Source organism: Rhodopseudomonas sp. P1 (assembly GCF_039642825.1).
GTDB classification, from domain to species: domain Bacteria; phylum Pseudomonadota; class Alphaproteobacteria; order Rhizobiales; family Xanthobacteraceae; genus Rhodopseudomonas; species Rhodopseudomonas palustris_H.
This window is the reverse complement of the sequence record NZ_CP088006.1, coordinates 4,585,427-4,599,027: the sequence shown is the minus strand read 5'-3', so window position 1 is coordinate 4,599,027 and position 13,601 is coordinate 4,585,427. Positions and strand designations below refer to the sequence as shown.

Sequence of the window (13,601 nt, the reverse complement as noted above, 5' to 3'; positions counted from 1 at the left end):
ACTAACTATTAAGGCCTGACTCGTAGCTTTGCGTGGCCGGACCGGGGCCGTCATGAGTGTCCGTGCAAGTCGTTCTCAGCTGCTGAACCGGAATTTGCCGTGACCTCTTCCGTCAAGCCCACGGGCGTTGAAGTATTCTTCGACGCCGACGACATCATCGTGTCCAAAACCGACCTGAAGGGTCGGATCACCTACGCCAACCGCGTGTTCACCGACATCTGCGGCTACAGCGAAGCCGAATTGCTGGGCCAGCCGCATTCGATTGTGCGGCATCCCGACATGCCACGCTGTGTGTTCAAGTTGCTGTGGGACACGCTCGCCGACGGCCGCGAGATCTTCGCTTACGTCAAGAACATGACGAAGCACGGCGATCATTATTGGGTATTCGCCCACGTCACGCCGTCCTTCGACTCCAAGGGTACGGTGATCGGCTATCACTCTAATCGCCGCGTGCCGGAGCGCCGGGTCGTTGCCGCGCTGGAGCCCGTCTATGCCGAGCTGCTGGCGCAGGAAGCCCGGCACCGCAATGGCAAAGATGCACTCGCGGCCGGTTATCAGCACATGATCGATTTCGTCAGATCGAAGAACATTTCCTATGACCAACTTGTCTTCTCTCTCTAAGGCCGGTCTCTGTCTCGCCATCACCGTGGTCGGTTCGCTTGCTGCCGCGGCGGGTGTGGTGTTCGGTTTGCTCCTGCTGTCGCAGGTCGGGCTCGGCGTATCGCTGCTCGGCGCCGCTGGCGTTGCAGCGATGCTGCTGCGGCTGCGCCGGATGCTGGCCCAGATCGACGAGGTCTGCGGCCGGATCGCCGACGGCGATTTCGAGGCCCGGCTGATCGGCTATCGCGACGGCGGCCGCCTGCTTCAAATGCAGAGCAGGTTCAACGACATGATCGACCGCTGCGACGCGTTCGTGCGCGAGTCCAGCGCCGCGATGGCGGCGATCCGCGACGACAAATACTATCGGCACATCCTGCCGCAGGGCCTGCGCGGCTCGCTGCTGATCGCCAGCCGCACCATCAACGAGGCGATGCAGGCGATCGAGACGCGGGTGGCGGCGTTCAACGCCAACACCGCCGAGTTCGAGACTGCGATCGGCACGGTGATCGATGCCGTCGGTGCCGCCTCCAGCAACATGGGCGAGACCGCGACCAGCCTCAACCGCGGTGTGATCGCGACCCGCGATCGCACCCTGGCGGTGTCGGCAGCCAGCGAGCAGGCCTCGACCAACATGGAGACGGTGGCGGCGGCGACCGCCGAATTGACCGCCTCGGCCAATGAGATTCTCAGCAGCGTCAACCGCTCGGCCTCGATCGCTCAGGCTGCGGTGGCGGCCTCCGATCATGCCCGCGACACCGTCGGCAGCCTGTCGACCGCCACCGAACGGATCGGCGCGATCGTGCAGCTGATCGAAGAGATCGCATCCCAGACCAATCTGTTGGCGCTCAATGCCACGATCGAGGCCGCACGCGCCGGTGACGCCGGCCGCGGCTTCTCGGTGGTGGCGCAGGAGGTGAAGTCGCTCGCCGAGCAGACCGCGAATGCCACGCGCGATATCTCGCGCAGCATCGCCGAAGTGCAGGACACCACCCGCGCCGCCGTCGATGCGATCTCCGGCATCGGCCGTTCGATCGGCGAGGTCGACGACATCACCCATCAGGTCGCGCTCGCGGTCGAAGCGCAGACCGCCGCGACCGGCGAGGTCGCGCGCAATATCGAAGAGGCGTTCGCCGGCATCCGCGACATCTCGGGCAATATCCAGGGCGTCGGTAGCAACATCACAGAGACCGAGCAGCATGCCGAAGTGACGCTGTCGGCGTCGGGCACGCTGGCGCAGCAGGCCCACTCGCTCGGCGACGCGGTGCGTGATTTCCTGCGGACGCTTCATCGCGATGGTGCGGAGCCGCGCAAGGCTGCTTGAGCGAAGGTTGCCTTGAGGAGCGCGCAGCGCCATCAAGCGCTGCGTCGAACCAATTGTGCCGCACAGGTTAACACGAGTTCATCTAGATGAACTCGCTCGTCAGCGCCCGTTCAGCTGCAACTTCATAAGCTCGAGACAGTTCTGATGGTTCTCGATCGTAAGGAGGTTGTCCGATGAATTTGAAACTCGCCGTTGCTGCCGCAGCCGCTTTGAGCGCGGTCGCGCTCGCGCCGGGCATCGCGTCTGCGGCGATGCCGAACGGTCTTCCCGGCGCCGCGCAGGCTGCCGGCAGCCCATCCGCCCAGGTCGATCAGGTGCGTTATGTCTGTAACGCCTGGGGCCGCTGTTGGTGGCGCCCGAACTACTACGGCGCTTACGGCTACTACGGTCCGCGGTTCTACGGCCCGCGCTATTATGGCCCGCCGCGTCCGTACTGGCGCCACTACGGCTGGCGCCGTTGGTGATCGCCGCGCTCAGGCGCCGAGTCTTATGACTGATGCAAGCATTGACGGGGCCCGCGGGCCCCGTTGTCGTGTTCACGGCTGCGCCGGCTCGCTGCGGTCCTCGCAGACATCGACCCATTCGGCGCCGACCAGCTCGGCCATTCGCTGCGGGGCGATCCGCACCGCGCTGTGAGTCGATCCCGCCGCCGGCACGACCACATCGAACGCCTTCAGCGACACGTCACAATAGATCGGCAGCGGCGCCTTCAGGCCAAACGGACAGACGCCGCCGACCTCGTGGCCGGTGAGATCGGCGACCTCGTGAACGCCGAGCATCTTCGGCTTGCCGCCGAGCAGCGCCTTCGCCTTCTTATTGTCGAGCCGCATCGTCCCGCTGGTGACGATCAGCACCACACGCTCGCCGACGCGCAATGACAGTGTCTTGGCAATCTGCGCCGGTGGCACGCCATGGGCTTCGGCCGCGAGCGGCACGGTGGCCGAGCTCATCGTCGATTCTTCCACGGCGATATCGGGGGCGTGTTGGGCGAACCAGGCGCGGACGGATTCCAGACTCATGCGGCTCCTCGAGGCCGGCGCTTCGTGCCGGCAACTGAGCAGCCGATATGCCGCAAAGCCTGCGATGGCGCAAACTCAGCGGCCGGCCACGATCTCCGCCAGCGCCGTCAGCGATCCGATGCGATGGTCGGGCTCGAAGCCGAGCACGTCCATCTGGGTGCGCAGCGCCTTGAACAGCGTCTGCGGCGAGAGCGGCCCAGGCCGTCGCAGTTCGCGCGCCATCGCCTCGCGGCTGATGCGCTCGATCCAGGCGACGTTGAAGCCGAATGCCTTCGCGCCCGCCACGTCCCAGGGATTGGAAGACACGAACAACATCTCGCGCGGCGTCACGCCGAGCCGCGCTTCGGCCAGCGCGTAAGCGCGCGGATGCGGCTTGAACACCTTGGCGGCATCGACGCTGATCACGTCGTCGAGCACGCGGTGGAGGCCGGTGTTGCGGGTGAGGGCGCCAAGCATATCGGGGCTGCCGTTGGACAGGATCGCACGCTTGCAGGGTGCAAGCACCTCCAGTGCCGACAGGGCTTCGGGATAGAGCGCGAGATCGAGATATTTCGCGAAGATCCGCTCGAACGCGCCGCCGCCGGCCTCAATGCCGAGACAGTCGAGCGTGTAGGCGAGCGAATCGCGGGTGACGACGGCGAAGTCCTCGTAGGTCCCCATTTGCGAGCGCAGCCAGGTGTATTCGAGCTGCTTGATCCGCCAGATCTGCGTGATCACCTCACCATAGCCGGGAAACTCCCGCTCGGTGACGGCCGCAACCGACTGGATGTCGTACAGCGTGCCATAGGCATCGAACACGACGGCGGCGATCGGCATGGGGGACAACTCTCGGTTTGTTTCCGTGAGGAAGCCTTTCTTCGTCATTGCGAGGCGCGAAGCGACGAAGCAATCCAACGGCTCAGTGCACGGCACTCCTGGATTGCTTCGCTTCGCTCGCAATGACGAAGGTGGATGGTTCTAGATCCCCAGCAGCTTGCGGGCGTTCTGCTTCAGCACCTTCGGACGGATTTCGTCGCGGATCTCGAGCTTGGCGAAGTCCGACAGCCAACGGTCCGGGGTGATCACCGGCCAGTCGGAGCCGAACAGCATCTTGTCCTGCAGAATCGAGTTGATGTAGCGCACCAGGATCGGCGGGAAGTACTTCGGCGACCAGCCCGACAGGTCAATATAGACGTTGGGCTTGTGGGTCGCGACCGACAGTGCCTCCTCCTGCCAGGGGAAGGAGGGATGCGCCAGGATGATCTTCATATCCGGGAAGTCGGCGGCGACGTCGTCCATATACATCGGGTTGGAGTACTTCAGGCGCATACCCATGCCGCCCGGCATGCCGGAGCCGACACCGGTCTGGCCGGTGTGGAATAGCGCGATGGCGCCGCCTTCCTGGATCGCCTCGTACAGCGGATAAGCCAGCCGATCGTTCGGATAGAAGCCCTGCATGGTCGGGTGGAATTTGAAGCCCTTGATGCCGTAGTCGGCGATCAGCCGCCGGGCTTCGCGCACGCCGAGCTTGCCCTTGTGCGGATCGATCGAGGCGAACGGAATCAGCACGTCGGAATTCTGCCGCGCGATCTCGATCATCTCGTCGTTGTTGTAGCGGCGGAAACCCGTCTCACGTTCGGCGTCGACCGGGAAGATCACCGCGGCGATCTTCTTGGAGCGATAATACGCGGCGGTTTCCTGGACGGTCGGCGGATGCTTGTGCGGCGAGCCGAAATACTCCGCCATCCGCGCCTGGAAGTCGTCGTAGCCGTCGTCGGGGTGGGAGCCGCACGGTTCTTCGGCGTGGGTATGGATGTCGATAGCGACAAGATCGTCGGGATTCAGCATCGGGCGTTTCCTTCGGGCATTTCTCGCCGTCTTGGCGGCGGAGAATTGATTATGGTGTATAATTATTTTGAGGAGCTGTGAAGCGGCCCAAACCGTCGGCGTCCGGCGAATTTCGCGCCTTACCTTGGTGTGGCCGCCGGCTCGGCGCTGGTTTTCCGCAACGGCCTGCCGGTTCCGGCGGCGGATCGATTGACAGGCCAGGAGTCGCTGGATAGATACAGCACCGACCCGGGCGGGCTTCCGCCGGCGGGCTGTTATCGTTTTGTATTCGGCCAATTGTCACGGCCTTTCAAACAGTCAGGATAGACCCATGAAGGTCCGTAACTCGCTGAAGTCGCTGCTCACCCGCCATCGCGAAAACCGCCTGGTGCGCCGTAAGGGCCGGCTCTACGTCATCAACAAGACCCAGCGTCGGTTCAAGGCCCGCCAGGGCTGATTGCGCCGGGCCGCTCGCGGCCCGCGCCTCGATCTCACGCCGCTGTGACGCGCGCGCTGCTTTGCAGCGCGCTTTGTCGTGTCTAGACTACCGCAATGGCGTTCGCTCCTCGACATTTTCGGTTCGGCCTCTTCGCCTTGGCTCTTGCGGCGTTGGCGCTGGGTATGCCTGAGGGCGTGCGAGCCCAGGCCCCCGACGGACCGAAGCATCCGCTGGAGAAGCCCCTCGCGCAGCCGCCGGCACCGCCGGAGAAACTGCCGCGGGTGCCGACCGACCGCACCAAGGGCCTCGATTTCCTGTTCGGTGCCCTGAAGGCTGCGCCTGATGAGGCCAGCGCCAAACATGTCGAAGGGCGGATCTGGGCGCTGTGGAGCCAGACCACCAGCGACACCACAGCGCTGCTGATGGCGCGCTCGAAGGTGGCGATGGATGCCAAGCAGTTCGACGTCGCGTTGAAGCTGCTCGACGCCGTGGTCAAGCTGAAGCCGGATTACGTCGAAGGCTGGAACCGGCGCGCGACGATCTACTATTTGCAGAACGATTACATGCATTCGCTCGAAGACATCGAGCAGGTGCTGGCGCGCGAGCCGCGGCATTTCGGTGCGCTCGCCGGCCTCGGCATGATCATGCAGGAACTCGGCGACGACAAACGGGCGCTCGATGCGTTCCGCAGGGCGCTCGCGCTCAACCCGCATCTCGATAAGGTGCCCGACCTCGTCAAGACGCTGTCGGAGAAGGTCGAGGGCCGCGACATCTGACGCGCTTCTGCGTCGTCGCGCTTTGAATCCGGCCGAACCACCCCACATCCAAGGTCCACCTCAACCGTCGCCGCACGGACGATGTGCCGCGCGGTCGATTCGACATCAGCACGGGAGATCCCAATGAGCACGACATCCGGTTCGGCGAAGTGGCAGGGCGGCATCAAGGACGGCAAGGGCGCGATCTCGACCAAGAGCGGCGCGCTGTCCGACTATCCCTACGGCTTCGCCAGCCGGTTCGAAGGCAAGCCCGGCTCGAATCCTGAGGAACTGATCGGCGCCGCCCACGCCGCCTGCTTCACCATGGCGCTGTCGCTGATCCTCGGCGAAGCCAAGCTCACCGCCGAGCAGATGGAAACCAAGGCGGACGTTACGCTGGAGAAGCAGGACGACGGCTTCGCCATCACCGCGATCCATCTGACGCTGACCGCCAAAATCCCCGGCGCCGACGACGCCACCTTCCAGGACTGCGCCGCCAAAGCCAAAGCCGGGTGTCCGGTCTCGAAGCTGCTCAACACCAAGATCACGCTGGATGCGAAGCTGGTGAGCTGATGAGCTGACGCGCCGATTTCCCTGTCATTCCGGGGCGCTCGCGAAGCGAGCGAACCCGGCGACTGTCTCATGTGTCAAGGGTCTTACCTTGATATGGCGTGTCGGCTTTGACGAGTGCGTTGGCTGTGACGAGCAGTTTTCGGGCGATTGCGATGAGCGCGACCTTTCCGGGTTTTCCTTGCAGGCGAAGGGCGTTGTAGTCGTCGCGGAGCTTGGGGTGGTGGCGGGCGGCGACCAGGGCGGCCATGTAGAGGGCGGCGCGAACGCAAGGACGTCCGCCGGCGATGGCGGCGCGAGGCGGCGCTGCGCCGGATTGGCTGACGTGGGGCGCGAGCCCTGCGAGGCTGGCGATGGCCTTGCGATCGCGCTGGCCGAGTTCGGGTAGGTCGGTGATGAGGAGCGTAGCCACCCGTTCGCCGATGCCGGGGATCGATTTGAGGATGTGAAGGACGCGGCGGAGTTCGGCGTCGTCGCCGATGCGCCTGGCGAGTTCGGCCTCGATGGCTTGGCACTGCGCCGACAACGCGGCGATCGCGGCCCGATGACTATCGAGCAGGAGCGTGCCGCGGACCTGCTTCATCCGGGTCTTCTCCATCGCGATCATCTCGGTGAGCTGGCGGCGTCGGAGCGACAACGCCTTCAGCTCGAGTTGGGTGTCGGTCGGCAGGGGGCGCAGGGTCTCGGGCATAGTGAGAGCGAAGCGCGCAATCAGTCGCGCGTCCAGCCTGTCGGTCTTGGCGCGACCGCCTTCGGCCTCGCGGAACGCCTTGATCCGGCGCGGATTGACGATGCCGACTTCGAAGCCGGCGACCGAAAGCGCTTTGACCAGCGGTTCGGCATAGGGACCGATCGCCTCCAGAACCACCCGCCTGACGCCGGAGCGTTCGAGGCGGGCGATGATCTCGGCGATGCCATCGGCCAGATTAGGCATCCGGAAGGTCTGGCCCGACGGAGCCAGCGCGACATCGAGGAAACGTTGGCCGGCATCGACGCCGGCCGCAACCGCAAGCGGCACTGCAATCGTCATGGGCATCGGTCCTGTATGCGGGCGATCACCGCAACGGCAATGCCCGGGCGACTGTTCGATCAAGCAACACCGACAGAGGCGCCCGCACCGGGTTACGGCGAGATGATCGGCCGGGAATCTACCGAGCGGCCTCCGTCGTGCTGACTATGCACCAGCACCTCGCAGATACAGGAATCTACCGAGCGGCCTCCGTCGTGCTGACTATGCACCAGCACCTCGCAGATACAGGAATCCAGAGGTTGTTGCACCTCGGGGCCCACACCATCTTGAGGTTCCGGGTTTGCGCTTCGCGCTCCCCGGAACGACACGGCTACCCGCAATTTTGACAACCGGACAAAAATGTCCGACATTGGTCCTGTCGAGGTCTCGGCATGGACAAGCGTGATCGGTTCATCGCGGAGTTGCGGGAAGAGGCCCAGGCTCGCGGGCTGCGCTTTCGCGTCGACTACCGCAAGGGCAAAGGCGGTCACGCGATGGTGTTCGTCGGCGATCGCCTGACGACATTGCCGAGTCGAGAGATCGATCCCAAGACCGCGAGGAAGATTCGAAAGCATCTGGGTCTTGCAGACTAATCTGCCGACTATGGCCACCGAATGAGGATTTGCCGATGAAAACCTACGCCTACGCGGCAGAATTCGAGCCGGGCGATCGGCGCGGCGTCGTCGTGGTGAGTTTTCCCGATGTACCCGAGGCGATCACTCAGGGTGACGACATGGCTGACGCCCGCGCGCAGGCGGAGGAAGCTCTCGGTCTGGCGCTGCTGAGCTATCCACAACGCGGTCTCCCGCTGCCGAAAGCAAAGACCAGGACCAGGGGCCTTGTCATGATCGCAGTTGCCCCCGAGGTAGCTGCGAAACTAGCAGTCCTGGAGGCCTTCGCGGAGGCAGGGATCAACAAAAGCGAATTCGCGCGCCGGATGGGCAAAGACGAGAAGGAGGTTCGCCGAATCCTCGATCCACGGCACCCGACCAAGTTGCCGGCAATGGTCGAAGCGTTACGTGCGCTCGGCAAGCGGCTAGTCATCGGAGTCGAAGAGGCTGCCTGATCTGTGGCTCTCTGCTGAACACAGGCGACCAGCCCCGACGCAAGCCTCTCGCTTGTCCTTCCAGGGCGCTCACGACGTGAGCGGAATCCATATGCTCTGTGCAAGGTGTAAAGCACGAGGACGAGGGTGAATGGCGTAACAACTCATTCGGTGGTTATGGATTCCGGGCTCGCGCTACGCGCGCCCCGGAATGACGAACGTGAGGTTGAACGAGCGAGGGCTTTCCTTTCCGCGCCGTTTCACACGTCCGCGTCGCTCGGTCCGACATAGGCGATGCGGACCATGTTGGTGGCGCCGGGGGTGCCGAGCGGGACGCCGGCGACGATGATGACGCGCTGGCCGGACTTGGCGAAGCCGTCGCGGAAAGCGATGCGGCCGGCGCGCTCGACCATGTCGTCCTGATCCTTGGCGTCTTCGGCGACGACGCAATGCACGCCCCACACCGCCGACAGCTTCCGCCCGGTGCTGATGCTCGGCGTGATTGCCACCACCGGCACCTTCGGCCGCTCACGTGCGACCCGCAGTGCCGTCGAGCCCGACGAAGTCCAGCAGATGATCGCAGACAGGTCGAGCGTTTCAGCGATCTGCCGGGCGGCGCCGGCGATGGCGTCGCCGGCGGTCGCTTCCGGATCGGGGCGCTGCGCTGTCACCACGGTGCGATAGGTGACGTCGCGCTCAACTTCTTCGCCGATGCGGTTCATCGTCGACACCGCTTCGACCGGATATTTGCCGGCGGCGGATTCCGCCGACAGCATGATCGCGTCGGCGCCTTCATACACCGCGGTCGCGACGTCGGAGACTTCGGCGCGGGTCGGCACCGGGCTGGAGATCATCGATTCCAGCATCTGGGTTGCGACCACCACCGGCTTGCCGGCGCGCCGTGCCATGCGGGTCATTTGCTTTTGGAGCGACGGCACCCGCTCGAGCGGCATCTCGACGCCGAGGTCGCCGCGCGCCACCATCAGCGCGTCGGACACATCGAGAATGTCCTGCAGCCGGTCGATCGCCTGCGGCTTCTCGATCTTGGCCATCACGGCGGCGCGGCCGCGGATCATCCGCTTGGCTTCGACGACGTCCTCGGCGCGCTGCACGAAACTCAGCGCCACCCAGTCGATGCCGGTCTCGCACGCCGCTTCGAGGTCGGCGCGGTCCTTGTTGGTCATTGCCGACATCGGCAGATCGGTGTCGGGCAGGCTGACGCCCTTGCGGTCGCTCATCTTGCCGCCGATCACCACGCGGGTCACCGCGCGATCGCCCACGGTCTCTTCGCAGATCAAGCGCACCTTGCCATCGTCGAGCAGCAGTGCGTCACCGACCTTGAGGGCCGCCAGGATCTCCGGATGCGGCAGATACACCCGCGTCTCGTCGCCCGGCTCCTTGATCGAGTCGAGGACGAAGTTCGAGCCGTTGTTGAGCTGGATCGGCCCGTTGGCGAACGAGCCGAGGCGCAGCTTCGGCCCCTGCAGATCGACCAGGATGCCGATCGGGCGTCCGTAGCTGCTCTCGACGTTACGGATGGTCTTCACCAGCTCCCGCATCTTGTCGTGCGGGGTGTGGCTCATGTTGATCCGGAACACGTCGGCACCGGCCTCGAACAGCTTGCGGATCATCGCGCTGTCGGAAGAGGCGGGGCCGAGCGTGGCGAGGATCTTGATCCGGCGCAGGCGTCTCATGGCTTGGTCCCGGCCTCGCCTGGATTGCCAGGCGTGGCGGGGGCGGTGCGGCCCGGCGACGGAGGAATACCCGGCAAGCCGGTCCCCGGCGCCCCGGGCATTCCCGGCAGCTTCTGCATGTTCTGTTCGTTACTTTCAGTCAATTGCACGGTCCAGGCCCGCTGCTCGCCGGTGTCGACCTCGAAGAAGCCGGTGCGGTCGAAGCCGCGCGCCAAGCAGTTCTCGGTCCCCTTGATGGTGAATTCCTTGTCGCGCGAGCACATGAAGGCCTGACCCGACCACTCGCCGCCGCGGTCGTAATCGAGCGCGTAGATGTAGTAGTAGCGCGCCACCAGAGCGCCGCGCAGCAGCGTCTCGCAGCTTCGCGACGACACGTTCCACCAGCCCTCGGTGGTCCAGCCGTCGACGTCCTTGTAGCCCAGCGCGATTCCCACCCGGCTCGAGGTGTTGTTGCACAGCCGGAAGTCGGCGGCGGCCGGAGCGCTGCCGCACAGCAGCACGCCAAAGGCCAGCGCCGCCGTCGCGGCGGCAGCGGGCCGGGCCCAGATATGCCGGAAGGGGAGGGAATCTGTGATGATCATGCAGCCAAGCTATACCAATTTGCTGATGATTTCGCGTGACAGGGGCGGCCTGTCAACGGCGGCGCCGCCGCGGCGGGCTGGCCGCAGCGGGCTCGCCGCGCGGCGGAGTCGGCTGTACCCCCCAGATGTGGCAAAATCTCAGCCCGTCCCCATCTGGGGAAGACCGCAAGCCCGAGCAAAGGTGACCGCATGGACGACAGCACCCGGACCGAACTGGAAGCGGCGGCGTTTCGCCGTCTGGTGGCGCATCTGCGCGAACGCACCGACGTCCAGAACATCGACCTGATGAATCTCGCCGGGTTCTGTCGCAACTGTCTGTCGAACTGGCTGAAGGACGCTGCCGACGCGCAAGGCGTTGAACTGAGCCGGGACGAGAGCCGCGAGGCAGTGTACGGCATGCCGTACGAAACCTGGAAGGCGAAGTACCAGAGCGCTGCCACGCCGGACCAGGTCGAAGCGTTCAAGAAATCTCACCCGCACAGTCACTGACGCGGCGCCGGCACGCCGCGCATCAAGGCGCAATTTCGGCGCCGGCGATTTCCGCTGTGGGTCGCTGTGGATGGGCGTGATGCCCCTTGACGGGAGGCGCCGCGGCGAAGAGTGTCCGGCGCAGATGCGGCGCGCGAGGCGACCGCCCCGCCGCTTTTTCCAATCATTATCTGCCAGGAGTGCACGATGGCTACCTCCGCTGCCGCCGTCCAAGAGGATCCCGCGACCAATTTCGCAAAGGACCAGCTTCGGGCGATCATCGAGCGGATCGAACGTCTCGAGGAAGAGAAGAAGACGATCTCCGACGACATCCGCGACGTCTATGCGGAGGCCAAGGGCAACGGCTTCGACGTCAAGGCGCTGCGCACCATCGTCCGCATGCGCAAGCAGGACGCCAACGAACGCGCCGAGCAGGAGACCATCCTGGAAACCTACATGCAGGCGCTCGGGATGCTCTGAGACCGGGTTTGGTCTGTTGCCGCTGCCGGATCGGCCCGCAATGGCTGCCGATCTGGTGAGGCGCCAAAAACAAAAATGCCCGGGACCAGCACGGGCATTTCTTTTTCAAATCAGATCCTGCCGCAGAGGTCAGCGCGACGCGTCGCCCGGGAATGCCGTGGTGGTCAACGTCGCCACCGCCGATCCGCTGAAGGCGTCGGCATAGAGGCCCGGCTGCGGATCGTCGGCGAAGCTGGTGGCCAGTGTCGCCTCGGGCTTGGCCAGATAGCCGCTCAGCAACGTCATGTCGGGATCGCCGATCACGGTGGCGGCGGTGTGCATCGCCCGCGGCATCAGGATCATGGCGCGGATCCAGACGTCGTTGTCGCGGCTGCCGGCGGCGGCGAGACGCGCCGAGGTTGCGATCACCGTCTTGCCCTGACCGGACGACTTGCCGATCACACTGTCGACCTTGCCCGATACCGCGGCGTGCCGCTGCAGCGAGGCGCGCGTCGGCGGCAGCGGGGCGCTGGCGGTGACGACATGCGGATGGCGGGTCTGGGCGTGCTGGGAGGAATTGTCCTGCGCCATCGGCGCGTAGGCCAGCGCATTCATCGCGGCGGCCTGTTCGGATTTGTCGGCGGCGGCCAGTGCTTGGCGGGCGCTGATGGCGGCGACCTGGGCCGGGCTCGCCTGCTTCGGCGCCACCGGAATGTCGTCCCAGAACCCGCGGGCGTTGATGATGTCGGCCGGGCTCTGCGGCTTGGCGTCGGCGGTCTTCGAGTCTGACGTCTTCGGCTCCGCAGTCTTGGCCTCGGCCTTGGCGGCCTCTGCCTTGGCAGCTTGGGCCGGGCGCGGCGCCGGCAGTACGACGTCGCCGGCGGAGGCGAGCTGGATGGCGCCGGCGGGCTTGGCGCGCGGCATCGGAACCGGATCGCTGGAGCCGACGTCGGCCGGCTTGACCCCGGCCGCCGCCGCAACCGCATCGGCAGCCGCGACCTTGATGTCGGCCATCGGCTTGGCACCGGACGGTGCCGCCGTCGCGGCGGTTTCGTCCTCGTCGTCACGCGACTTGCCGCCGAACAGCGCGGCCAGGAAGTTGCTCTTGGCCGGGGCCACTGTGCTGCCGTCGCGGCGCTTCTCGATGTCCGCCAGCGCCAGCTCGTAGCCACGCAGCGGCTTGCCGTTGGACGGGATGTGGACGGTGCGGCCGTCCGGGAAGACGCGGGCAAGCTGGTCGGGGGTCATCCGCGGCCAGTGCCGGATACCGCCGGTATCGAGATGGACGAAGGGCGACCCGGAGGTCGGATAGAACCCGACGCCGCCGCGCTGCAGCCGCAGGCCGGCGAACCTGATCTGCTCCAGCGCCACGCCCGGGATGAAGAAGTCCATCGCGTGGCCCTGCATGTGCTGGCTGTGGCGCGCCACACCCGAGGAGCGGCGGCGCAGCATGGCGTTGGTGGCAGGGGAGCGGTAGGCGGAGATGATCTGGATCGGCTGTTTGGCGTCGACGTCCCGGTACACTTCCCACAGGATGTCGAACAGTTGGCGGTCCATCACGGTCTGTTCCTGGGACCGCCAGTCGCGCAGGAAATGATTGAGCTGCTTCAGCGCGTCTTCGTCGTAACGGCCGCTGCGCTTGAAGGTGACGGTGAGGCTTTCGCCCGAATGGGTGTGATGGAACGACAGGGTCCGGCTGTCGCCGACCGCGGATGCGTCGTGGACCGAGCCGGCGCCCGCCAGCAGCAATGCCGTCGTCAGTACGGCGCCGTAACCGGCCCTGGGCATCGACAGTGATTTGAGACGGCGCGAAAGTGCAGCCAGCACGAAAACAG

The 13,601-nt window shown here is 65.4% G+C and carries 17 protein-coding genes; 10 read left to right on the top strand and 7 right to left on the bottom strand.

The genetic code is table 11. The features are described from left to right. Window positions 1–99 precede the first annotated feature (99 nt). The 3 genes from LRC39_RS21225 to LRC39_RS21215 all read left to right on the top strand — a co-directional run bounded on the left by LRC39_RS21225 (window position 100) and on the right by LRC39_RS21215 (window position 2,385). Window positions 100–621, top strand: a complete 522-nt coding sequence (locus LRC39_RS21225; RefSeq protein WP_346295553.1) for a PAS domain-containing protein — start codon at window positions 100–102, stop codon at window positions 619–621. Next, window positions 596–1,921, top strand: coding sequence for a methyl-accepting chemotaxis protein (locus LRC39_RS21220; protein ID WP_346295552.1), 1,326 nt, complete (start codon window positions 596–598; stop codon window positions 1,919–1,921). The genes LRC39_RS21225 and LRC39_RS21220 overlap by 26 nt, the downstream gene beginning before the upstream one ends. A 173-nt stretch (window positions 1,922–2,094) precedes the next feature. Further along, entirely contained in the window at window positions 2,095–2,385 is a 291-nt protein-coding gene (locus LRC39_RS21215) for a hypothetical protein (protein ID WP_107356790.1), read from the top strand. Window positions 2,386–2,457: 72 nt separating this feature from the next. Here LRC39_RS21215 and LRC39_RS21210 read toward each other — a convergent pair whose 3' ends face one another. From LRC39_RS21210 to LRC39_RS21200, 3 genes are all read right to left on the bottom strand, one after another. After that, window positions 2,458–2,940 carry a YbaK/EbsC family protein gene (locus LRC39_RS21210; protein ID WP_346295551.1) on the bottom strand — a complete coding sequence of 161 codons (483 nt, stop codon included), beginning with the start codon at window positions 2,938–2,940 and terminating at the stop codon, window positions 2,458–2,460. A gap of 75 nt (window positions 2,941–3,015) precedes the next feature. Then, the gene (locus LRC39_RS21205) at window positions 3,016–3,756 is read right to left on the bottom strand and encodes a haloacid dehalogenase type II (protein WP_346295550.1); all 741 of its coding nucleotides are present in this window, start codon (window positions 3,754–3,756) and stop codon (window positions 3,016–3,018) included. 141 nt (window positions 3,757–3,897) lie between these two features. Beyond that, window positions 3,898–4,767 carry an amidohydrolase family protein gene (locus LRC39_RS21200; protein WP_346295549.1) on the bottom strand — a complete coding sequence of 290 codons (870 nt, stop codon included), beginning with the start codon at window positions 4,765–4,767 and terminating at the stop codon, window positions 3,898–3,900. A 310-nt stretch (window positions 4,768–5,077) separates the two neighbouring features. Between LRC39_RS21200 and ykgO the strand changes: the two genes are divergently transcribed. From ykgO to LRC39_RS21185, 3 genes are all read left to right on the top strand, one after another. After that, window positions 5,078–5,203 (top strand): type B 50S ribosomal protein L36, encoded by a 126-nt coding sequence (ykgO, locus tag LRC39_RS21195; RefSeq protein WP_011159732.1) that lies wholly within the window; start codon window positions 5,078–5,080, stop codon window positions 5,201–5,203. A gap of 95 nt (window positions 5,204–5,298) precedes the next feature. Beyond that, complete coding sequence (locus LRC39_RS21190; RefSeq protein WP_346295548.1) at window positions 5,299–5,961, top strand: tetratricopeptide repeat protein; 663 nt, start codon at window positions 5,299–5,301, stop codon at window positions 5,959–5,961. A gap of 123 nt (window positions 5,962–6,084) precedes the next feature. Further along, window positions 6,085–6,513: an OsmC family protein gene (locus tag LRC39_RS21185; RefSeq protein WP_346295547.1), complete on the top strand. Its 429-nt coding sequence runs from the start codon at window positions 6,085–6,087 to the stop codon at window positions 6,511–6,513. A gap of 67 nt (window positions 6,514–6,580) precedes the next feature. On the opposite strand, the gene LRC39_RS21180 is transcribed toward LRC39_RS21185, so the two are convergent. After that, complete coding sequence (locus tag LRC39_RS21180; protein WP_346295168.1) at window positions 6,581–7,540, bottom strand: IS110 family transposase; 960 nt, start codon at window positions 7,538–7,540, stop codon at window positions 6,581–6,583. A gap of 371 nt (window positions 7,541–7,911) precedes the next feature. Here LRC39_RS21180 and LRC39_RS21175 point away from each other — a divergent pair, with 371 nt between their 5' ends. Together LRC39_RS21175 and LRC39_RS21170 are read left to right on the top strand one after the other, a co-directional pair. After that, on the top strand, window positions 7,912–8,112 hold the full coding sequence (locus LRC39_RS21175) for a hypothetical protein (RefSeq protein WP_164604519.1): 201 nt from the start codon (window positions 7,912–7,914) through the stop codon (window positions 8,110–8,112). 35 nt (window positions 8,113–8,147) lie between these two features. Then, the gene (locus LRC39_RS21170) at window positions 8,148–8,585 is read left to right on the top strand and encodes a type II toxin-antitoxin system HicB family antitoxin (RefSeq protein ID WP_346295546.1); all 438 of its coding nucleotides are present in this window, start codon (window positions 8,148–8,150) and stop codon (window positions 8,583–8,585) included. A 239-nt stretch (window positions 8,586–8,824) separates the two neighbouring features. On the opposite strand, the gene pyk is transcribed toward LRC39_RS21170, so the two are convergent. Together pyk and LRC39_RS21160 are read right to left on the bottom strand one after the other, a co-directional pair. Beyond that, window positions 8,825–10,258 (bottom strand): pyruvate kinase, encoded by a 1,434-nt coding sequence (pyk, locus tag LRC39_RS21165; protein WP_107356784.1) that lies wholly within the window; start codon window positions 10,256–10,258, stop codon window positions 8,825–8,827. After that, a complete protein-coding gene (locus LRC39_RS21160) occupies window positions 10,255–10,839 on the bottom strand; it encodes a DUF1036 domain-containing protein (protein ID WP_107356783.1) in 585 nt (194 codons plus the stop codon). Before LRC39_RS21160 ends, pyk begins: the two co-directional genes overlap by 4 nt. 189 nt (window positions 10,840–11,028) lie before the next feature. Here LRC39_RS21160 and LRC39_RS21155 point away from each other — a divergent pair, with 189 nt between their 5' ends. Then, window positions 11,029–11,328 (top strand): DUF1244 domain-containing protein, encoded by a 300-nt coding sequence (locus LRC39_RS21155; protein WP_263989531.1) that lies wholly within the window; start codon window positions 11,029–11,031, stop codon window positions 11,326–11,328. Between the two features lie 186 nt (window positions 11,329–11,514). Continuing rightward, the gene (locus tag LRC39_RS21150) at window positions 11,515–11,787 is read left to right on the top strand and encodes a DUF2312 domain-containing protein (protein ID WP_012497443.1); all 273 of its coding nucleotides are present in this window, start codon (window positions 11,515–11,517) and stop codon (window positions 11,785–11,787) included. A 129-nt stretch (window positions 11,788–11,916) separates the two neighbouring features. Here LRC39_RS21150 and LRC39_RS21145 read toward each other — a convergent pair whose 3' ends face one another. After that, window positions 11,917–13,554: a DUF882 domain-containing protein gene (locus LRC39_RS21145; RefSeq protein WP_346295545.1), complete on the bottom strand. Its 1,638-nt coding sequence runs from the start codon at window positions 13,552–13,554 to the stop codon at window positions 11,917–11,919. Window positions 13,555–13,601 lie beyond the last annotated feature (47 nt).